General features: G+C 59.3%; 26 protein-coding genes and 1 pseudogene. 16 read left to right on the forward strand and 11 right to left on the reverse strand.

What is annotated here, in order from left to right; all coding sequences use genetic code 11:
- The first annotated feature begins 1 nt into the window (after position 1).
- The 5 genes from BLV67_RS19360 to BLV67_RS19380 all read left to right on the forward strand — a co-directional run bounded on the left by BLV67_RS19360 (position 2) and on the right by BLV67_RS19380 (position 3,558).
- Positions 2-1,057, forward strand: a complete 1,056-nt coding sequence (locus BLV67_RS19360; protein WP_069788804.1) for an AbrB family transcriptional regulator — start codon at positions 2-4, stop codon at positions 1,055-1,057.
- Positions 1,058-1,123: 66 nt separating this feature from the next.
- Complete coding sequence (locus BLV67_RS19365) at positions 1,124-1,819, forward strand: fumarylacetoacetate hydrolase family protein (protein ID WP_069788779.1); 696 nt, start codon at positions 1,124-1,126, stop codon at positions 1,817-1,819.
- A gap of 36 nt (positions 1,820-1,855) precedes the next feature.
- The gene (locus BLV67_RS19370) at positions 1,856-2,764 is read left to right on the forward strand and encodes a helix-turn-helix transcriptional regulator (RefSeq protein WP_069788780.1); all 909 of its coding nucleotides are present in this window, start codon (positions 1,856-1,858) and stop codon (positions 2,762-2,764) included.
- 83 nt (positions 2,765-2,847) lie between these two features.
- Positions 2,848-3,294 carry a GNAT family N-acetyltransferase gene (locus BLV67_RS19375; RefSeq protein WP_065911997.1) on the forward strand — a complete coding sequence of 149 codons (447 nt, stop codon included), beginning with the start codon at positions 2,848-2,850 and terminating at the stop codon, positions 3,292-3,294.
- 3 nt (positions 3,295-3,297) lie between these two features.
- Positions 3,298-3,558, forward strand: a complete 261-nt coding sequence (locus BLV67_RS19380; RefSeq protein ID WP_069788781.1) for a hypothetical protein — start codon at positions 3,298-3,300, stop codon at positions 3,556-3,558.
- Positions 3,559-3,845: 287 nt separating this feature from the next.
- Here the strand turns inward: BLV67_RS19380 and BLV67_RS19385 are convergent, their stop codons facing one another.
- A complete protein-coding gene (locus BLV67_RS19385) occupies positions 3,846-4,790 on the reverse strand; it encodes a sensor domain-containing diguanylate cyclase (protein ID WP_069788782.1) in 945 nt (314 codons plus the stop codon).
- A gap of 246 nt (positions 4,791-5,036) precedes the next feature.
- On the opposite strand from BLV67_RS19385, the gene BLV67_RS19390 reads away from it, so the two are divergent.
- Positions 5,037-5,285: a DUF1652 domain-containing protein gene (locus tag BLV67_RS19390; RefSeq protein ID WP_065912004.1), complete on the forward strand. Its 249-nt coding sequence runs from the start codon at positions 5,037-5,039 to the stop codon at positions 5,283-5,285.
- Here BLV67_RS19390 and BLV67_RS32985 read toward each other — a convergent pair.
- Positions 5,282-5,422, reverse strand: coding sequence for a hypothetical protein (locus BLV67_RS32985; RefSeq protein ID WP_163005486.1), 141 nt, complete (start codon positions 5,420-5,422; stop codon positions 5,282-5,284). The two genes, BLV67_RS19390 and BLV67_RS32985, sit on opposite strands and share 4 nt — an antisense overlap.
- A gap of 217 nt (positions 5,423-5,639) precedes the next feature.
- Between BLV67_RS32985 and BLV67_RS19395 the strand changes: the two genes are divergently transcribed.
- From BLV67_RS19395 to BLV67_RS19410, 4 genes are read left to right on the forward strand one after another with little or no spacing between them, the layout of a single operon-like run.
- Positions 5,640-5,951: a YXWGXW repeat-containing protein gene (locus BLV67_RS19395; RefSeq protein ID WP_069788783.1), complete on the forward strand. Its 312-nt coding sequence runs from the start codon at positions 5,640-5,642 to the stop codon at positions 5,949-5,951.
- Positions 5,952-5,984: 33 nt separating this feature from the next.
- Positions 5,985-6,563: an RNA polymerase sigma factor gene (locus BLV67_RS19400; RefSeq protein WP_069788784.1), complete on the forward strand. Its 579-nt coding sequence runs from the start codon at positions 5,985-5,987 to the stop codon at positions 6,561-6,563.
- Positions 6,560-6,991 (forward strand): hypothetical protein, encoded by a 432-nt coding sequence (locus tag BLV67_RS19405; RefSeq protein ID WP_065912010.1) that lies wholly within the window; start codon positions 6,560-6,562, stop codon positions 6,989-6,991. The genes BLV67_RS19400 and BLV67_RS19405 overlap by 4 nt, the downstream gene beginning before the upstream one ends.
- Positions 6,988-7,482, forward strand: coding sequence for a periplasmic heavy metal sensor (locus BLV67_RS19410; protein ID WP_065912012.1), 495 nt, complete (start codon positions 6,988-6,990; stop codon positions 7,480-7,482). The genes BLV67_RS19405 and BLV67_RS19410 overlap by 4 nt, the downstream gene beginning before the upstream one ends.
- A gap of 192 nt (positions 7,483-7,674) precedes the next feature.
- On the opposite strand, the gene BLV67_RS19415 is transcribed toward BLV67_RS19410, so the two are convergent.
- On the reverse strand, positions 7,675-8,037 hold the full coding sequence (locus BLV67_RS19415) for an NUDIX hydrolase (RefSeq protein ID WP_065912014.1): 363 nt from the start codon (positions 8,035-8,037) through the stop codon (positions 7,675-7,677).
- Between the two features lie 127 nt (positions 8,038-8,164).
- Between BLV67_RS19415 and BLV67_RS19420 the strand changes: the two genes are divergently transcribed.
- Together BLV67_RS19420 and BLV67_RS19425 are read left to right on the forward strand one after the other, a co-directional pair.
- Entirely contained in the window at positions 8,165-9,145 is a 981-nt protein-coding gene (locus tag BLV67_RS19420; RefSeq protein ID WP_069788785.1) for a Gfo/Idh/MocA family protein, read from the forward strand.
- 37 nt (positions 9,146-9,182) lie between these two features.
- Positions 9,183-9,812, forward strand: a complete 630-nt coding sequence (locus BLV67_RS19425) for a ribonuclease T2 family protein (protein WP_065912017.1) — start codon at positions 9,183-9,185, stop codon at positions 9,810-9,812.
- On the opposite strand, the pseudogene BLV67_RS32615 reads toward BLV67_RS19425, so the two are convergent.
- Positions 9,813-9,962: pseudogene (locus BLV67_RS32615) on the reverse strand (helix-turn-helix domain-containing protein); the annotation flags it as partial.
- A gap of 210 nt (positions 9,963-10,172) precedes the next feature.
- Here BLV67_RS32615 and BLV67_RS19435 point away from each other — a divergent pair.
- The 4 genes from BLV67_RS19435 (at position 10,173) to BLV67_RS19450 (ending at position 12,882) form a co-directional block, all read left to right on the forward strand.
- Complete coding sequence (locus tag BLV67_RS19435; RefSeq protein WP_065912018.1) at positions 10,173-10,583, forward strand: hypothetical protein; 411 nt, start codon at positions 10,173-10,175, stop codon at positions 10,581-10,583.
- A gap of 213 nt (positions 10,584-10,796) precedes the next feature.
- Complete coding sequence (gene glsB, locus BLV67_RS19440) at positions 10,797-11,705, forward strand: glutaminase B (protein ID WP_065912019.1); 909 nt, start codon at positions 10,797-10,799, stop codon at positions 11,703-11,705.
- 146 nt (positions 11,706-11,851) lie between these two features.
- The gene (locus BLV67_RS19445; protein ID WP_069788786.1) at positions 11,852-12,142 is read left to right on the forward strand and encodes a hypothetical protein; all 291 of its coding nucleotides are present in this window, start codon (positions 11,852-11,854) and stop codon (positions 12,140-12,142) included.
- Positions 12,143-12,162: 20 nt separating this feature from the next.
- Positions 12,163-12,882, forward strand: a complete 720-nt coding sequence (locus BLV67_RS19450) for an ATPase (RefSeq protein ID WP_069788787.1) — start codon at positions 12,163-12,165, stop codon at positions 12,880-12,882.
- 275 nt (positions 12,883-13,157) lie between these two features.
- On the opposite strand, the gene acpP is transcribed toward BLV67_RS19450, so the two are convergent.
- From acpP to BLV67_RS19485, 7 genes are all read right to left on the reverse strand, one after another.
- Positions 13,158-13,424 (reverse strand): acyl carrier protein, encoded by a 267-nt coding sequence (gene acpP / locus BLV67_RS19455; protein WP_069788788.1) that lies wholly within the window; start codon positions 13,422-13,424, stop codon positions 13,158-13,160.
- A 336-nt stretch (positions 13,425-13,760) separates the two neighbouring features.
- Positions 13,761-14,096, reverse strand: a complete 336-nt coding sequence (locus BLV67_RS19460; RefSeq protein ID WP_069788789.1) for a DUF6124 family protein — start codon at positions 14,094-14,096, stop codon at positions 13,761-13,763.
- Positions 14,097-14,553: 457 nt separating this feature from the next.
- Positions 14,554-14,889, reverse strand: a complete 336-nt coding sequence (locus BLV67_RS19465) for a DUF6124 family protein (RefSeq protein ID WP_017136868.1) — start codon at positions 14,887-14,889, stop codon at positions 14,554-14,556.
- A gap of 425 nt (positions 14,890-15,314) precedes the next feature.
- Positions 15,315-16,583, reverse strand: a complete 1,269-nt coding sequence (locus BLV67_RS19470; protein WP_065912026.1) for an NAD(P)/FAD-dependent oxidoreductase — start codon at positions 16,581-16,583, stop codon at positions 15,315-15,317.
- A complete protein-coding gene (locus BLV67_RS19475; RefSeq protein ID WP_069788790.1) occupies positions 16,580-17,332 on the reverse strand; it encodes an amino acid ABC transporter ATP-binding protein in 753 nt (250 codons plus the stop codon). The genes BLV67_RS19470 and BLV67_RS19475 overlap by 4 nt, the downstream gene beginning before the upstream one ends.
- Positions 17,329-17,997, reverse strand: a complete 669-nt coding sequence (locus BLV67_RS19480; RefSeq protein ID WP_065912030.1) for an amino acid ABC transporter permease — start codon at positions 17,995-17,997, stop codon at positions 17,329-17,331. Before BLV67_RS19480 ends, BLV67_RS19475 begins: the two co-directional genes overlap by 4 nt.
- On the reverse strand, positions 17,994-18,776 hold the full coding sequence (locus BLV67_RS19485; RefSeq protein WP_069788791.1) for an ABC transporter substrate-binding protein: 783 nt from the start codon (positions 18,774-18,776) through the stop codon (positions 17,994-17,996). Before BLV67_RS19485 ends, BLV67_RS19480 begins: the two co-directional genes overlap by 4 nt.
- Positions 18,777-18,923 lie beyond the last annotated feature (147 nt).

Here is an 18,923-nt window from a genome sequence, read left to right on the forward strand (position 1 = left end):
CATGCCCCGTGACCCTCGCTTTTACTGGCCTGTAACGCTGATCGTCGGGGCTTTGGGCGGCAGCCTTGCCCACTGGGCGGGGTGGCCTTTGCCTTGGGTGATAGGTTCATTGCTGGCAGTGTTGCTGACACGTTGCGGCGGCGGCCGGATACCGCAAGTACCTCACGGGCGCAAGGCCGGGCAGTTGATTGTGGCGGTGGCCATCGGTTGCCACTTCACCTTGCCGGTCATGCAGGAAGTGGCGGCCCACTTTGGCTTGATCGGCATGGCCGTCCTGCTGACGCTGGTGCTGGCACTGTGCTCGGTATTGGTCTTGCATCGGTGGGGCGTACCGCTGCCCACCGCATTTTTCGCGTTGATGCCTGCCAATTCCACCGAGATGGTGCACCTGGGCCAGCAGCGCCAGGCCGACCCCCGTTTCATCGCCGCCGCCCACAGTCTGCGGTTGTTGCTCATTCTGCTGGCAGTGCCTGCTGTTGCGAACTTTGGTGTGGCACATAGCGTTGCGCGCACGGCGTTGCCGGTGGTCTGGCCGTGGCTGATCTTCCTCCTGGCCATGGGCTTGCTGGCGGCGTTGGCGTTCAAGCGTTGCAACCTGCCCAATCCCTGGACGTTTGGGCCGTTGCTGATCTGTGCGGTCGGTGTGGGTTGCAACAATCTGTCGATGAGCATGCCCATGTGGCTCAGTGGCTGCGGGCAACTGTTGATAGGGTGTGCGCTGGGCGCCACGTTCGACCGCGACTTTTTGCGCCGCGCCCCCGGTTTTCTGTTGAAGGTGCTGTTGCTGCTGGCGGGCTCGGTGATTGCTACCGCACTGGCCGCATGGGGCCTGGGTGCCGGTTTGGGATTCTCGTGGTTGTCGCTGGCGCTGGGCATGATGCCCGGTAGCGCGCCGGAAATGAGCTTGACCGCCGAGGCGCTTGGGCTGGCAGTGACATTGGTGACGGCGATGCAGATTATCCGCATGTTACTGATCCAGGCCGCGTGCCTGCCGCTGTATCGCTTGCTTGATCGAGCGTTGCGGGCACAAACACCGGCCAGTGCAAAATCTGCGTAAACCTGTCCAACTTTGCCTTGGCGCTGCTGGCCATACTGGCGCCAGGTAAACCAAGAGGTACAGGCCATGACTGATTACGTATTCACCCCCGCGACAACACCATCCCTGGCCGTTCAGGGCGGCGACGCACGTTTCCCGCTGCGTCGCGTGTTCTGCGTGGGCCGCAACTACAGTGAACACGCCCGCGAAATGGGGCACGACCCGGATCGCGAACCGCCATTTTTCTTTATGAAACCGGCGGATGCGGTGGTGCCGGCCGAAGGCGTGATCGCCTACCCGCCGCTGACTGCCGACCTGCACCATGAGGTGGAACTGGTGGTGGCAATCGGCAAGGGTGGGGTGGATATCAGTCCTGACGACGCTTTGTCCCACGTATGGGGGTATGGCGTCGGCATCGACTTGACCCGTCGCGACCTGCAGGCCGAGGCGAAAAAGCTCGCGCGCCCGTGGGAGTGGGGCAAGTCGTTCGATGAGTCGGCGCCCAGCACCGCTTTGCAACCGGCGAGCGTCATCGGTCACCCGGCCAGCGGCAAGATCTGGCTCAAGGTCAATGGTGAGCAGCGCCAGGTCGGCGACCTGGCTGACCTGATCTGGTCGGTGAGTGAAATCATCAGCTACGCCTCAACATCCGTGGCGCTCAAGGCCGGTGACCTGATCTTTACCGGCACCCCGGCAGGCGTCGGCGCATTGCAGCGTGGAGACGTGGTGACCGCCGGCATCGACGGCATCGGCGAGTTGAGTTTCACCCTCAGCCAGGGTTGAGGCTAAAGTGGGGCCCAGGCCATTCGAGAGACCGTTATGCCAGGCACCCGCGTCACCACCTATGGCATGGAACAACGCAGCGACCGCCCCGACTTCTATATCCGCGACAAGCGCGGGCGGGCGGCGCTGACCAGCCCGCATCGGCATGAGTACTTCCAGATCCAGATCAACCTGGGCGGCGACACCGTGCAACATATCGGCGGCGCGGTGCGTCCGTTCCCGCACAAAGCCATGGCGTTTATCCTGCCCCATCGCCTGCATGTAATTCCCCACCCGCAAGACGGCGAATTCATGCTGATCAACTTCAGCCAGGCGTTCTTCCTGCCGCAGTTGGCCTGCGACCCGCTGGACCTGGAAGACATCCCCATCAGCCAGGCGCCGGAACTGTCACCGTTTCGATTTCAGGAGCATCTGGACTTCATCCTTGACGACGCGGACTTTGAGCAAGTGCACACCTGGCTCGGCCATATGCGCACACTGGACGCCCAGCGCACCTTCGGCGCCCGTGAGCGCTTGAAAGGTTACTTGTTCCAACTGGTCGGGTTGGTTTGCCAGCAGTACGCCGAACCCTTGCAGGCGTTTGCCGCCAATAACGCCACCCGGCGCGGACGCAAAGACGCCCTGGCACGGGTGCACGGCTACATTCGCGAGCATCTGCACGAGCCGGGCCTCAATCTTACTGACGCGGCGGCCGCTGCGTTCCTGTCACCCAACTACCTCACCCATTTGCTGCGCAAAGAAACCGGCAAACCCTTCTCCCAGTGGGTGCTCGACCGCCGCATGCAATTGGCGCGCACCTTGTTACTGAACACGGCGCAGATGATCGGAGCCGTTGCCCGGCGTTGCGGGTTTACCGACGAGGCGTACTTCTCCCGCTGTTTTCGCAAGGCCCATGGCCTGGCGCCAGGGCAGTTTCGGCGACAACAACAGGCAAAACCCCTGTAGTCGAGCGCCTTCTCTTACAAATCCACGACAATCTATGTGTTTCTATTTACATACAATTGCGTGCATCCCCTGAGGAGGCATCTATGCAAACCTTTATTCGGCTGGCGACGCTGGCGGATATCGACACAGTGTTCGCCATTCGCACCGCCGTGGTGCAGAACCACTTGAGCCGTGAGCAGATGGCGGATCTGGGCATTACCCCACAGGTGCTGGCCGACAGCATCCGTGAAGCGCCGTGCGTGTGGCTGGCAGAAGTGGCGGGCGAGCCGGCGGCTTTTTCGATGGTCAATTTTGACAGCGGCGAGGTATTTGCGATGTTCGTACTGCCCGCCCATGAAGGCCGGGGCCTGGGCCGCCAACTGATGGCGGTGGCTGAAGCCGCGCTGTTTGAGCACCACCCGACGCTGTACCTGATCACCGACGGGCGCGATGAGATCCGCGCCAACGGGTTCTATCAACGGCTGGGCTGGACGCAGGTGGGCCGGGTCGAGGGCGACGATGTGCGGTATGAAAAGAGCAGGGCACCTTAACTCATGAACCCGGCAGAATCCCCGTCCTCCAACGGCCTTCGCTATGCGGCGATGGGGGTTGTGTGCGCGGCGGTGCTGCTGGGCGTCTTGTTTATGCGTTTCAATGCTCGGGTCGACCTGGAACGGCAAGAGGCCGCCGAACGCTTGGTGCTGTGCCAACATCTTGAAAGTGTGGCCCGCGCTACTTCGACGTCCGGTCTGGAACTGCTTGAAGCCTGTAGGCAACTCAAAAAGCGTTATAGCGAGAGTGTCGCGCCGTTATGAGTAATAACCCCATTTGAATAATGGATATATAGCCACGAAGTGCTCAGGGTTATAGCGGTTTATTGCACCAAAAAGTGGCACTTGTTTGCTTGGCCACCTTAAAAATCATGTGGTTATTGAATGACTTACGCGGCTTTTAATCCGACGAAAGGAATAAAATAATCTTGTTACAGGTTTTTACAGTCGTTACTATAGCCGGGCGTTCACCTCCCACGGTTTATGCATTTTTAAATCCCAAGTTTCCATCAGCTACTTGGGATTTTTTTTGCCCGCAATTTGACCTCGCTTCACACTTCACTGTCGGCGAACTCTGCGCGCATGCGTCCATTGCGTTTGGCCTGATACAGCAACTTGTCGACCGACTCGACGAACGCCAGCAGGTCGCTGTTGGGCGTCACGGTACGCGTGCCCACCCCCAGGCTCAGGCTCAGCAACTTGGAAACCGGCGAAACGGCGTGTTCGATCTGCTGCTGGCAAATCAAGTGCAGGCAGCGTTGCGCCACTTGCCTGGCCGAGGCTGCGTCGGTTTCGGGCAGCAACCACACAAATTCCTCGCCGCCGATACGCGCAATGAAATCCCGCGGCCGGTTAGCCGCCAACGACAAGGTGCGCGCCACCTGGCGCAAGGCTTCATCGCCCTTGATATGGCCATAGTGGTCGTTGTACTGCTTGAAAAAATCGATATCCAGAATGATCAACGACAGCGGCAACTGGCTGCGCAGCGCACTGGACCATTCGCGCTCGAGCACGGTGTCGAACATGCGGCGGTTGGCGATGCCGGTCAGGCCGTCCTGGAAGGAGTATTCCTCCAGTTGTTTTTGCAGGCGAATCAAGTGCTCTTCGGTCTTCTTGCGCTCGCTGATATCGAACATAAAGCCGATCAAGGCTTGGACTTCGTCGCCCTTGCGCACCACGTGCACCACATCGCGGATCCACACATAGTCGCCGTTGACCGTCAGTGCGCGGTAGTCGGCCTCGTGGTCCACGCCGGCGCGCGATTGCGACACGCAAAAGTTCACCACGTATTCACGGTCGTCCGGGTGCATGCGTTCGACCCAGTCATCCACGCTCACCCAGCTTTGCGGGCTCCAGCCCAGCAATGCTTCGATCTGCGGGCCGATGTAGCTGAACGTCATGCTCTGCCAATCGATGCGCCACGGGATGGCGTTGGTCGACTCCAGCAGGGTTTTGTACACGTCGCTGTCGGGCTGGCTCGGAGGAACGATGCTCATGGCGGTCGGCTCGGGATGATGGCGAAAAGCCAAGAGCGTCTTTTGATACAGATCGTGAGTCAAGCCCTTGCCAAAGCAGCAGACGAGAGGTCGTGTGCTGGGTTTCTGACGCCAGTGCACCAGCGTTTACAGGGCGAAATGCGGCACAGGTATCACTTTTGAATTAATTGTTCAGTAGCAGGCAAAACCTTATCTATGCTGGTTGCATCACACCCACAGGGTCGAACCCAGGGATGGGGGCTCAGCATGATTGCGATCAATGAACTCAATAAGATCATGGCCTCAGGCTTCCTGCCGCTGGCTTGTGATTGCAGCCTTAACAGCGACGGTTCACTGCGCATCAGCGTGTTCGAGCCGGCGTCGGGTCGCGTCGATCTGCTGCTGACCCGGGTCTCGCCCCAAGGCCTGGACAGCATCCGTTCCATCTCAAACCTTATTGGCGAACTGCGCACGGAGATCAAGGCCGGGCGCCGTGGTTTTGCGGCGGTAGGTTAGCTGTTCACGGTGCTGGTTAAGGTGTCGACTGCGCCGTAGTAGCGCCAGCAGCAATGCCGGTGTTCAGGCAGGATCACGCAGCCGCTCAGGCTGACAATCAGCAGGGCGGCAACCAGCATAGAGAGTCGACGGGTCATGATATTTCCTCATTGTGTGTTCTGCGTTACGTCTTGAACGCAACCACCTGCACAAATCCGTCGCGATACTTTCAAACATTTCATCCAGCGCATTCATCCTCTGAGCAATACTTCCAGCGTCGAGAAAAAACTTGGGTTTCTCGCGACGGATTTCCCTGTGCCCAGCGTTCAACCCATCAGATGCGAACATTTTCGTCCGCCGTATGAAGGAGTTGCCATGAACCCACTGGCCAAATTGCGCTACGCCTTGCTGGTCCCGCTGGCCTTCGCCGCGCTTGTCAGCACCCCGACCTTCGCCCAGACCGAAGTGATCATTCGCCAGGCCCCACCGGCGGAGCGCGTCGAAGTGATCCCGGCTGAACGCGCAGGTTTCGTCTGGGACCGGGGCCATTGGCAATGGGAACGTGGCGCCTATGCCTGGGTGCCGGGCCACTGGCAGGAAGTGGTGCGTAACGCACGCTGGGAGCCTGGGCACTGGGAATCCCGTGGCCCCAACTGGTACTGGCGCGAAGGGCACTGGATCCGCTGAAACCTCTTAGCCCCCGGACCGAGTATTACCTGATTGAAAGACACTGATCCGGACGTTGAGCTACTGGCACGTATCGGCAACAACGAACCTGCGGCCGTCAACGAAATGGTGACGCGCAAGCTGCCGCGCCTGCTTGCGCTTGCCGGTCGGCTGTTGGGGGATGCCGACGAAGCCAGAGACGTGGCCCAGGAAAGCTTCCTGCGCATCTGGCGCCAGGCGGCCAACTGGCGCCCCGGCGAAGCGCGTTTTGACACCTGGCTGCACCGCGTGGCGCTCAACCTGTGCCATGACCGCTTGCGCCGGCGCAAGGAACGCCCGTTGAATGAGGACGAGGCGCTGGAACTGGCGGACAGCGCACCCTCGCCGGATGAACAGTTGGAAACGGCGGACCGCAGCGCCAGGATGGCCGCAGCCCTGGCGAGCTTGCCCGAGCGCCAGCGTGAAGCCATTGTGCTGCAGTACTACCAAGAGCTGTCGAACATCGACGCCGCGGCCCTGATGAACATTAGCGTCGAGGCACTGGAGAGCCTGCTGTCGCGGGCCCGACGCCAGTTGCGCAGCCAACTTGCCGACACACCCGGGCTCGCCCGCCCAGGAAGGGGAAAACCATGACACCTGAACGCTTTGCGCACCTGGCTGACGCCTACGGTGCCAGCCTGCATCGCTGGCCCAGCGCCGAACGAGCCGCTGCCCAGGCATTGCTCGACAGCGGCAACCCTCAAGCCCGCGAGGCATTGCGCGAGGTCGGTTGGCTCGATGCCCGGTTGGACAGCCACCCGCTTGTGTTCAACGAACCGGCCCTTGCGCGACAGATTCGCGAGTCTGCCCCGCGACGGCCGTCGTTCTGGTCGCGCTATGCCAACTGGCTGTCGCCCGCCGGGTTGGTGGGCGTGGGCATTGCCGGCATTGCCGCCGGGGTGCTGGTGGCGTCACTGAGTGTGCCGTTGCCGATGCTGTCATCCGACGTGCTGCCCAGCGTCTTCGATCAGGGCGACGCCGATGTCGTCTTCACCGTCAACGCCGAGGAAACCGAGCAATGACCCCAACATCCCTTAAACCCTGGCTGGTCTTTTCGGTATTGCTCAACGTGTTTTTGATCGGCGGTGTGGGCGGCGGCCTCTATCACTGGATGGCCACTGCCAAGCCCGCCGAAGCGGTGGTCAACCAGCACGGTCTGCGCCAGGCGATGATCAAGTTGCCGATGGAGCGGCGCAAGGAATTGCGGCAGTTGCTGCGCCACAACCGCGCCGACAGCCAACCGCTGATCATGGCCGGTCGCGAAGCACGCCTGGGGGTGATCAAGCAGCTCGAAGCACCGACGCTGGACCGTGAGGCACTGGTGACTGAACTGGCCAAGGCCCGCGAGGCGGATGCGGCGCTCAGAGCATTGGTGGACTCGACGCTGGCGCAGTTCGCGAGCAATTTGCCCCAGGATGAGCGGCAGAAACTGGTCGAAGCGCTGTACCAGCGCGGGCAGGCCAAAAACCGTGAGAAGCTGCCGCAGGTGGCCGGGGCCAGGCCGCGTTCTTGAACGGTTGCTCACATCCAGCTGATGCCATGCGATCCAATTGTGGGAGCTGGCTTGCCTGCGATGCAGGCGCCTCGGTCTATCTGGCTTTAAGCGGCAGCAGGGGAGAGGGTGATCCAGTACGCGTTGGGTGGGGCGGGATTTGCAGCCGCTGCGGTGTTCGTCAAATCCTTTGTCGAACGGCAGAGCAGGGAATCAGAGGCGGCGCACGAAGGACTTGACGATGTGCCGGGTGGCATCCGTGGTGTCTAGCTCGTCTATGGCGCCATAGGCGTGCCACCGGCAGTCAATGATCTCGTTGCAAGGGCGCGCCTCGCTGATGTTGACCACCGAGGCCTCGAACACGTGATGTACGGTGTCGCGGGCCTTCAGCTCCTGCAAGTACAACAAACCATCCACATTCAACCCGGTTTCTTCTTCCAGCTCGCGTGCGGCGGCGCCGACCGGGCGCTCGTCACGCTCGACCTTGCCGCCCGGCAGCGCCCATTTGGAGCGGGCCTTGCGCACGAAGAGGATATGCCCCTCGTGTTCACAAATAACGGTTGCACGGATTTTCAATGTCTACACCTGCCTGCCTCAGTGACTGTCATTAAAGTGTAATGCAATTGTCATGCTGATTGAGGCTGGCATGCACCAGCGGTGATGTGGATACTGCCCCCTTGATGAAAACGGACGAGGACAACTGATGAATACCGTACGTTGGGGCATGATTGGCTGTGGCAGCGTCACTGAACTCAAGAGTGGACCCGCTTTCTACAAAGCGCCAGGTTCGGCGCTGGTGGCCGTGATGGGGCGCCGTGAAGAAGCGGTGCGTGATTATGCGGCACGCCACGGCATTGCCCGCTTCTATACCAACGCCCAGGCCTTGATCGACGACCCCGAAGTGGACGCGGTGTACATCGCCACACCGCCCGACAGCCACCTCGAATACAGCTTGATGGTGGCGGCAGCCGGCAAGCATTGCTGCGTCGAAAAGCCCATGTCGCTGAATGCCGAGCAGAGCGCCTTGATGCAGCGCACCTTCGAGCGGGCGGGGCTGCATCTGTTTGTTTCCTATTACCGCCGTTCGTTGCCGCGCTTCCAGCAAATACGCGACTGGCTGCAGGCCGGGCGCATCGGCGACTTGCGCCAGGTGACCTGGAGCTTGTGCAAGCCGCCGGCCGCCGCCGATGCCAGCGCTGCCAACTGGCGCACCGACCCGACCATTGCCGGTGGCGGCTACTTTGCCGACCTGGCCAGCCATGGGTTTGATTTGTTCCAGTACCTGGCCGGCGATATCGTCGAGGTCACCGGGTTTACCGCACGCCAGGCCGGCAATTACGCCGCGGAAGATGCGGTAACGGCCTGCTGGACCTTCGCAAACGGCGCGCTGGGCATGGGCTGCTGGAACTTTGTCGCCGACCGGCGCGAAGACCGCGTGGAGTTGATCGGCAGCCGTGGCCGCATCACCTTTGCCGTGTTTGAAGACCAGCCGTTGCGCTTGGAAAGTGAGGTGGATGAGGTGCTGGAAATAGCCTGCCATGAACATATCCAGTGGCATCACGTACTGGCCATGAATGCGCATATTCGTGGCGAAGCCGAACATCCTTCACTGGCGATCGAGGCGCTGAAGACCGACCGGATCCTGGATAAGGTATTACAACGAAACCCCAATTTGCCCGGTTAATCGCGATATACCGGTGTTTTCTCTAAGGAATGGGCAAATGAAATATTGGATGCTGTTGTGGCTGTTACTGGCCACGAATGTGTTGGCGGCTCCGCGTAGCCAAGGGACGCCTGGGGAGTTTGATTTTTATGTGTTGTCGCTGTCATGGTCGCCGACGTTCTGCCTGACCAACCCCGGCAACGAGCAATGCACGGGCAAGGGCTACGGGTTTGTGCTGCACGGGCTTTGGCCGCAGTACGCCAAAGGCGGCTGGCCCGCGTCGTGCGATAAGCAGTCGCGGTTGTCGGCGGCCGACCTGGCCAAAGGCGCATTGATCTTCCCCACGCAGGCCTTGCTCAAGCACGAGTGGGCCAAGCACGGCACCTGCAGCGGGCTGGACCCTTCGCGTTACCTTGAGGCCACCGATACAGCCTTGGCCAACGTGCAGATTCCGCAGCAGTTGCAGCCGTTCAATGTGCCCGGTTACATGAATGCACAAGCGATCGAAAGCCTGTTCCGCCAGAGCAACCCGGCCATGGGCAACCATGGCATGGCGGTCATCTGCAAAGGCAAGGTGCTGTCTGAAGTCCGCGTGTGCCTGAGCAAAGAGCTGCGTTTTGCCGGCTGCCCGCGCAGTGTTAAAACCCAGTGCAAGGGCGGCGATATCCGCATTCCGGTTCAACGCTGATCAACTGTCCGGGTGCAACGCGATGGCGGCAGGCGCCGTTGCACTCGACGCGCCGCTGCGATCGGCCAGGTAACGCGCCGGCGGTTGGCCCACCGCCTTACGGAACATGGTGATAAAACCGCTGGCATTCTCGTAACCCAGGTCCAGCGCTCGGACGTGCTGGTGGCGCCCACGGCCACCACTGCGCGCGGAATCAGGTCGGCATCCCTGGACCGGGGCAGGTCGCGTTCTTCGAGGCGGTGACGTTGCATCGCGGGTTCGCTCTTTGGCCGAATTGCGAAATATTCTGGCTATTCTGTGCAATGCCGTCCAGTCGCGAGATCACTATAGTGAGAGCCACTCTCATTCAGGAGCTCTGCCATGCGACTCGACAGTACAACCTTCCCCGTGGTGAAAATCGTGTTTGACGCGCCGAACGAAGGCGGCCCCGAGGATGCTTTTGTGGTGTTCGAAAGCCTGCTGGCTCGCGAGCAAGCATTTGTGCTGCTGCACGAAAAAGCCGTCGACGAAAACAACCACAAGCACGCTCACGATGAGCGCAAACACGCATCGATCTGGATGAAAAAAAACAAACAGGCGCTGCGTGCCTACGTCAAAGGCATGATCCAGGTGGAACCCAGCGCCGCGCAACGCCTGGCCCTCAAGCCCTTTGCGGTGATGTTCGGCAAAGCCTGGGGCTATCCGCTGCTGGTGGTGGAATCCAGGGACCGCGCCTGGGCGCTGGCGCGGGATGTGCTCGATGAGCAGGTGTCGGATGTGGCGCATTTTTGACGTGCCCGATCGTTGCGCTATCGTTCCCATGCTCCGCGTGGGCATGCATCCTGTGACGCTCCGCGTCACGACTTCAGGTGCGGGACGCGAAGCGTCCAAGGCGGCATTCCCACGCAGAGCGTAGGAACGATCAAGGGGGTGTCCTCGCGGGCGCATTAAAGTATCCTCCGCGCCCCGCCTATCACTGATTCAATAAGAATGACCGGAAAAGACATGCAGGCACTGCTGGAATCGATCCTGGGCGAAGTTCGCCCCCTGATCGGCCAGGGCAAAGTCGCCGACTACATCCCCGCACTCGCCGATGTACCCGCCAACCAGCTCGGCATCGCCGTGTACGGCAACGACGGCTCGGCCTATTGCGCAGGCGACGCCGACACGCTGTTCTCGGTACAGAGCATCTCCAAGGTGTTCAGCCTGGTGCAGGCCATCGACCATGGCGGCGAAACCATCTGGGAGCGCCTGGGCCACGAGCCTTCGGGGCAACCGTTCAACTCCATGGTGCAGCTGGAGTTCGAACGCGGGCGCCCGCGCAACCCCTTCATCAACGCCGGCGCCCTGGTGATCTGCGACATCAACCAGTCACGCTTTGCCGTGCCGATTCTGTCGATGCGTGACTTCGTGCGGCGCCTGTCGGGCAATCCGCAAATCCTGGTCAACAGCGTCGTCGCCGACTCCGAGGCCCAGCACGGCGCGCGCAACGCAGCCATGGCCTACTTGATGAAGTCTTTCGGCAACTTCCACAATGACGTCGACGCGGTGCTGCACAGTTACTTCAACTACTGCGCGCTGCAAATGAGCTGCCTGGATCTGGCCCGGGCCTTCAGCTTCCTGGCCAACGAGGGTGTGAGTGCCCACAGCGGCGAGCAGATCTTGACCGCGCGCCAGACCAAGCAGGTCAACTCGATCATGGCCACCAGCGGGCTGTATGACGAGGCGGGCAACTTTGCCTACCGTGTGGGTTTGCCGGGTAAAAGCGGGGTGGGCGGCGGGATTGTCGCGGTGGTGCCGGGGCAATTTACGGTGTGCGTGTGGTCGCCGGAATTGAATGCGGCGGGGAACTCGCTGGCGGGGATGAAGGCGTTGGAGTTGCTGAGCGAGCGGATTGGGTGGTCGGTGTTTTGAGTGCGTCGACCTCGATGCACGTGTCGCTGACACTGGCTGAGAGGACAGGGGATATATATTGAGGTAAAGTTGAGCCAGCGATCGACGCCCGGGGTGATCTATGCTAATCGTCATTGATCCTCCCTTGTCTTAAGCCGGAGACCAGCATGTCGCGTAAAAAAGTTAAGCCGCAGATCACCGAAGCACAGGTGCTTGCCCAAGAATCGAGTATTCCTTCCATCGCCGCCAAGGCATTTCGGGACGCTTATGAGGTGGCCATTTCCAAGGGCGAGTCTGTCCTCGTGGTGCGTGCGGGCCAACTCATGAAAGTGTCAAACACAGAGGCTCTGGTTATTCGACCGGTCGAAGCCTACGGGACCCTCAAGGCCGGCACGCGCTTGAAAACCAGAAAATCTCTGTTGGATCGCCGATCCGACCAGGCGCAGATCCAGGCTTGAGTACAACGCCCCGAGTCCGGATGTTTGCCGGACCTAACGGGAGTGGGAAAAGTACGTTTAACTCAAAGGTTCCGGCGCATTTGCTGGTTAACTACATCAACCCTGACGCGATTGAGTTAGGCATCCGAGAAACGGGAGCATTCGAGTTCGCTACGTTTGAACTTGAGCAATATGCCAGGCTGGCGCTTCCATTCTTGCGCAGTCATACGCTACTTTTAAAATTCCCCGACTCTCTTGCCAAGCTGGATAACCTGGTGGTGGACGGCGAGCGGATGACCTTTCCATCCCGGCAAATTGATTCCTATATTGCGTCAGCTTTATCTGACTTTATTCGTGTGTCTCTGATTAAAGAACGCGTGAGTTTTACCTTTGAAACCGTGATGTCGGACACTAGCAAAATAGAGTTGTTGCGGCACGCGAAAGCTGCAGGTTATCGCGTCTACGTTTATTACGTCGCTACGGCAGACGCAGATATCAATGTTGCTCGGGTTGCTTACAGAGCTTCCATTGGCGGGCATGATGTTCCTGCCGACAAAATCCGATCTCGATATAACCGCTCTTTGGAGAATCTTTCCGAGGCGATATTGCTATCCAATCGAGCTTATATTTTTGACAACTCGCAGGACGGTGAGCCTAGCTTTGCTCAGCTTGCTGAGATCACAGAGGGCGAGGATATTGATATCGTCTCTGATACACAGCCGGCGTGGTTTCAGCAATATGTAATTGACAAGCTGACGTAGCAAAGAGGGCGTGGGCCTTGGGGTTGACCATGCCTCGGTGCTGATGTTGTTGTTTAAGGCGTACGCGGCATTGATCGTTCCCACGTAGAGCGTGGGAACGATCTTTATGCAACCCAAAGTGATCACGTAAAGCGGCGAAACGTTATGCCTGGAGGTAGTTGAGGTGACCTGCTACATCTATGAATAATGCCTCCATATAACAAAGGAGTCATGTTTATTGCGCTTTGTGTCTTCGCAGACGGAAATGCACTCGACTTCCCTGTTTTATCAAGCGCTTAGAGAGCATCTGGTCGCGTTAAAATATAGTTAACTATTTCGCTTGACGTGCGAAAATTTTCCGCAGTCGCGTCCGGGATCTCAATAGAAAACTCTTCTTCTACTGCCGTGGCGATTTCAACTTGAGCAAGAGAGTCAAGGCCGAGATCCTTATGGAAATCTGCCTGAGGCGTGTATTTGTTCTTGTCGACTTTTTCAAAGTTGATGATGAATTGACGTATTCGACTCTCTATATCTTCTGCTGAAAGACCAGATGCAGTGCTCATTTTTTAGTTCCTCAATGAAAAGCTTCTTGAGAGGCTAGTTTTCGTTTTTTAAGTTGTAAAGATTTAGTTTGACAGGATGGAGTAAATACCTTTTTGAAATATTAAATTTATTTTTATGTTGATGGTGTCTAAAAAACTGTAATTAATAACAGTTGTAAATCTTAAAGATCCAATGTTCTTAAATAAGTGGGGGCGATAGGCGACGTCATCACTGATTGAGGTTATTGATCGTTCCCACGCTCTGCGTGGGAATGCATCTTGTGACGCTCCGCGTCACGTTGCTGGGGACGCAGAGCGTCCGGGGCGGCATTCCCACGCAGAGCGTGGGAACGATCTTCAGGCTGCCGGGTGGGCCACGTTCAGGGCTATGTCCACCAGCAACTGCACGCCTTCGAGCATGCGGCAGATGCCCAGCGCGACATTGCGTTGGGAGCCTTCTATTTCAAACGCCAAGTGGTTGGCGATATCGCTGATGGACGCCAGATCCTGGGAGGCGTTGACCAGCAGGGTTTCGGTGCCCAGGTCGGCGCGCACGGTGAAGATGCCTTCACTGGGCTCGGGAATGGGTTTGCCGGGGTTGAGGTAGTGGTTGATCGCACGGTAGGCCACTTCATGCAGGGTGCTGGTGTCGTAGTCTTGCTGGCCTGGGGGATTTGGGCTGTCTTTGATCACGGTGAAGGTCCTAAGATTGAGTGAAGCTGCCAACATTCGCGGTCAAGCGAAGAGGGTGGCAGCTGTACACGGGTTGACCGACCGGCAATCAAAGGAAATCCGGCATACCCGAAGGTATCCCGCGTACAGCCACCGCAACACGATACCTCAGGCGTGAAAAAAACACCTGAAATAGGTTAGAGCCAAGCTATACTTTAATTAATCGGACGGTCAAATCCGGCCGCTGAATTGGCAGCGACGAAGCAGAGATTAGTCAGCGCACGTCCGACCGACAACCTGAAACCCTTGTGGGAAATATCTGAACGCACGCGATCACCTGTGGGAGCCGGCTTGCCTGCGATAGCCGTGTGTCAGTCAACCCATGCGGTACTGAAAGACTGCAATCGCAGGCAAGCCAGCTCCCACCTATTGATCTTCATCCGATTTGAGGTTGATCGGTTGATCGTTCCCACGATCTTCAGGCGGCTGGGTGGGCTACGTTCAGGGCTTTGTCCACCAGCAGTTGCACACCTTCGAGCATGCGGCATATGCCGAGCGCGACATTGCGTTGGGAACCGTCGATTTCAAACGCCAGGTGGTTGGCGATATCGCTGATGGACGCCAGGTCCTGGGAGGCGTTGACCAGCAGGGTTTCGGTGCCCAGGTCGGCGCGCACGGTGAAGATGCCTTCACTGGGTTCGGGGATGGGTTTGCCGGGGTTGAGGTAGTGGGCGATCGCACGGTAGGCCACTTCGTGCAGGGTGCTGGTGTCGTAGTCTGGCTGGCCAGGGGGATTTGGGCTGTCTTTGATCATGGTAAAGCTCCTTTATAAATGGAGCTGCCACGCTTCGCGGTCAAACGAATTAGGGTGGCAGCTATACGCGGGTTGACCGACCGGCTAAAGAAGCAAATCCGGCATACCCGAAGGTATCCCGCGTACAGCTGCCGCGACACGATACATCAGACGTAAAAAAACGCCCAATATCGGTGTTGGTGCAGTTGCTCTTTAAAGTCGGACGGTCAAATCCGGCCGCTGCATTGGCAGCGACGAAGCAGAGAGTAGTGAGCCAACTTCCGACCGACAACCTGAAACCCTTGTGGGAACTATCTGAACGCACGCGAGCACCTGTGGGAGCTGGCTTGCCTGCGAAAGCGGTCTTCCAGTGCCGGATGTATTGACTGAATCACTGCCATCGCAGGCAAGCCAGCTCTCATATTTGCCTACCTGCGGCGTTACATTCAGCTGATGTTGAGGCGGTCCAACAAGCTGTACCACGCCACACCCGCACCAATATAGAACCGTTGCAGCCCATGCATCGGCAAGCGCTGCAATGGCGTCACCGGGTAGGCAAATTCCGCCTGGCTGTCACACAAGCGTGCCGCCAATTGCTGGCCCAGGCTGGTACACAACGCAATCCCGCGCCCATTACAACCCAAGGCCAGCGTCAGCCCCGGCGCAGGCTGGTGAACATGCGGCATAAAATCCCGTGTGATCGCGATGCGACCGGCCCAACGGTACTCGAATTCCAGCGGCCCCAGTTGCGGAAACAGCAATGCCAGGGAGCGTTCAAGGTGCGCAAAGTCGGCAGGCGATGTGGGGTCGTTAAACAGCCCGCGCCCGCCCATCAATAAACGGCCATGGCTGTCCTTGCGAAAATACAACAGCAACCTTTGCGCGGTCGACACGGTTTCCTGGCCCGGCAAAATGTTCTCGGCCGCGCTGCCGCTTAACGGCTTGGTGGCGACGATGAAACTGTTGGCCGCCAGGATGCTCTGCGCCATGCCCGGCCACAGGTTACCGCTGTAGCCATTGGTAGCCAGCACTACTTGATCGGCTGACACCTGCGCACCGTTGGCGGTCTGTAATTGCCAACCGGACCCCTGGCGTTGCAGGCCGATCACAGCGCTGTGACCGTGAATGCGTGCACCCGCTGCCAACGCCGCCCCCACCAACCCGCGCGCATACGCCAGTGGCTGAATTGCCCCGGCGCGGCCATCCAGCCAGCCACCGGCAAACGACTCACTGCCCATGCGTGAAGCCACCTGCGCGGCATCCAGACGCTGCACTGGCACGCCACGCCGCGCCCATTGCTCGGCTCGCGCATGCAGCCCGGCCACGCCTTTTTGTGTGTACGACACCTGCATCCAGCCTTTGCGCACCGGCGCGCAGTCGATGTTATGGCGTTCGATCAGCTTGAATACCAAATCCGCAGAACTCGAGACGGTCGAAATCAACGGCTCAGCGCGCTCAGGCCCGTACATCTGCATCAGATGTTCAGGGTCGTATTTGAGTGTGGGGTTGACCTGCCCACCATTGCGCCCCGACGCGCCCCAGCCCGGCTCATTGGCCTCCAGCACGCACACACTCACGCCGCGCTCGGCCAAATGCAGCGCGGTGGACAGCCCGGTGTAACCTGCGCCAACAATCGCCACATCGACTTTCACCGACGCCCCCAGCGCGGGTGTCGGCACCACGCACGGCGCGGTCGCTGACCACAACGACCTCATGACAGGCTCCGCGTATTACCGATGGGGTGCAGCACGCGGCGCAGGAAGTCCTGGGTGCGTGGGTGCTGCGGGTTACCCAGTACCTGCTCGGCCGCGCCGCTTTCGACGATGTAACCGCCATGCAAAAAGCACACGCGGTCGGCCACTTCACGGGCAAAGCCCATTTCGTGGGTGACCACGATCATGGTCATGCCTTCGTCGGCCAGGGTGCGCATTACCGCCAGCACGTCGCCGACCAGTTCCGGGTCCAGTGCTGAGGTGGGTTCGTCGAACAGCATGGCGTCAGGCTTCATCGCCAGAGCGCGGGCGATGGCCACGCGTTGTTGTTGGCCGCCGGAAAGTTGTTCCGGGTAGGCGTCGGTCTTGGCACTCAGGCCGACTTTTTCCAGCAGCACCAGGGCTTCTTCGCGGGCTTGTTTCAAGGGTTCGCCTTTGACGTACACCGGGCCTTCCATAACGTTTTCCAACACGGTGCGGTGCGGGAACAGGTTGAAGCGCTGGAACACCATGCCCATACGGCTGCGCAGTGCGTGCACGCTTTTGCTGGCGCGCTGCACGGTCTGACCGAACACCGTGATGACCCCGCCGTCGTAGGCTTCCAGCGCATTGATGCAGCGCAGCAAGGTGGATTTGCCCGAACCCGACGGACCGATCAGGCACACCACTTCGCCCTTGGCCACGTCGAGGTCGACGCCGTGCAGCACGCGGTGGCTGCCGTAATGTTTTTGCAGTTGGCGAATCTCGATCATGCTTTTTTCCTCCGGCTCAGGTGCTGTTCCATGCGGCGCAGGCCATACACGAGCGGCAGGCTCATCAGCAGGTAGAGCAGGGCAACCAGGGTGTAGACGGTCATGTTCTGGAACGTGGACGAGGCAATCAATTGGCCCTGGCGGGTCATCTCGGCGACGGTGATGGTCGACACCAGGGACGAGTCCTTGAGCATCATCACCAAGGTGTTGCCATAGGGCGGCAGCGCGATGCGAAACGCTTGCGGCAGGATTACCCGGCGCATCATCAACACCGAACGCATGCCCAGCGCTTCGGCGGCTTCACGCTGGCCCTGTTCGACGGCAATGATGCCGGTGCGAAAGTTCTCCGCCTGGTATGCCGAGTAGGCGATGCCCATGCCGATCACACCCGCGTAGAACGCGGTGAGGTGCACGCCCATGTCCGGCAGCACAAAGTAGATGTAGAACAGTTGCACGATGATAGGCAGGCCGCGAATCACATTGATGACGGTGCTTGCCGCCCACGACAACGCGCGGATCGGCGACAACTTGAGCAGCGCCAGCACCAGGCCGATGGCGCTGCTGAGCAGGAACGACAGTACGGTGATCTGAATGGTCACCCAGGCGCCTTGCAGCAGAATCGGCAGGAAGTCCTGGGCGTTTTGCAGGAATTCAGCCGGATTCATGGGCGCACCTGGGTATCAAGTCCCCACTTCTTGAGGATGTTGTCCAGGGTGCCGTCGGCCTTGATGCTGGCGATGGCGCTGTTCAGGCGCTCGAGGGTTGCGGCGTCGCCCTTGCGCACTACCAGGCACACTTCGCCGACATTGGTGGGCGTGTAGTCGCTGGCCAGTTTTACGCCTTTAAACAGCTTCTGACGGATCTGGTAGGCCACCACTGGCTGGTCACCGACGGCAGCTTTGATCCGGCCCAGGGACAGGTCTCGGACCATCTCACCGATAGAATCGTAGGTGCGGATTTCCTTGAAAATGCCCAGTTTGTTCAACTGGTCGTAGAAGACAGTGCCGGCTTGTACGCCGACCACCTGATCTTTCAAGGGCGTGAGGTCGGGGTAGGCGGCGTTGTCATCAGCGCTGATGATCAGGCCTTCACCGTAGGCGTACACCGGGGCGCTGAAGTCGACCACCTTGGTGCGCTCTGCGGTCTTGAGCATGCCGGCGGCGATGAAGTCCAGCTTGCCGGAGGTGAGGGAGGGGATCAGCGCAGCGAAGTTGGTCTGTTCGATCCGGCTGGTAAACCCGCCGGCTTTGCCCACTGCCTCAGCCACATCGACCATCACGCCCTGGATGCTGTTGCTCTTGATATCGAGGAAGGTAAACGGAGAGCCACTGGCCGTTGCACCGACTTTGTACGAGGACGCACTTTCTGCGTGCACGGCGGTAACGGCGAGCGTGGCGCATATACCGAAGGCGAGGCGGCGAAACAGGGGCGAAAGACTGTTCATCGGGTTACTCCAGAAGGAAAACGGATCGTCAGTACCGCAAGCGGTTACGGATGAAACCGCAAGCTCTGTGCCATTTCGATTCATAAAAATCGTATATCGCTATCTAAATTCGACAAAATGAACCATTCGTATCGATATGCGATTTTT

Origin of the sequence: Pseudomonas salomonii (assembly GCF_900107155.1) — a bacterium.
Classification (GTDB): Bacteria; Pseudomonadota; Gammaproteobacteria; order Pseudomonadales; family Pseudomonadaceae; genus Aquipseudomonas; species Aquipseudomonas salomonii.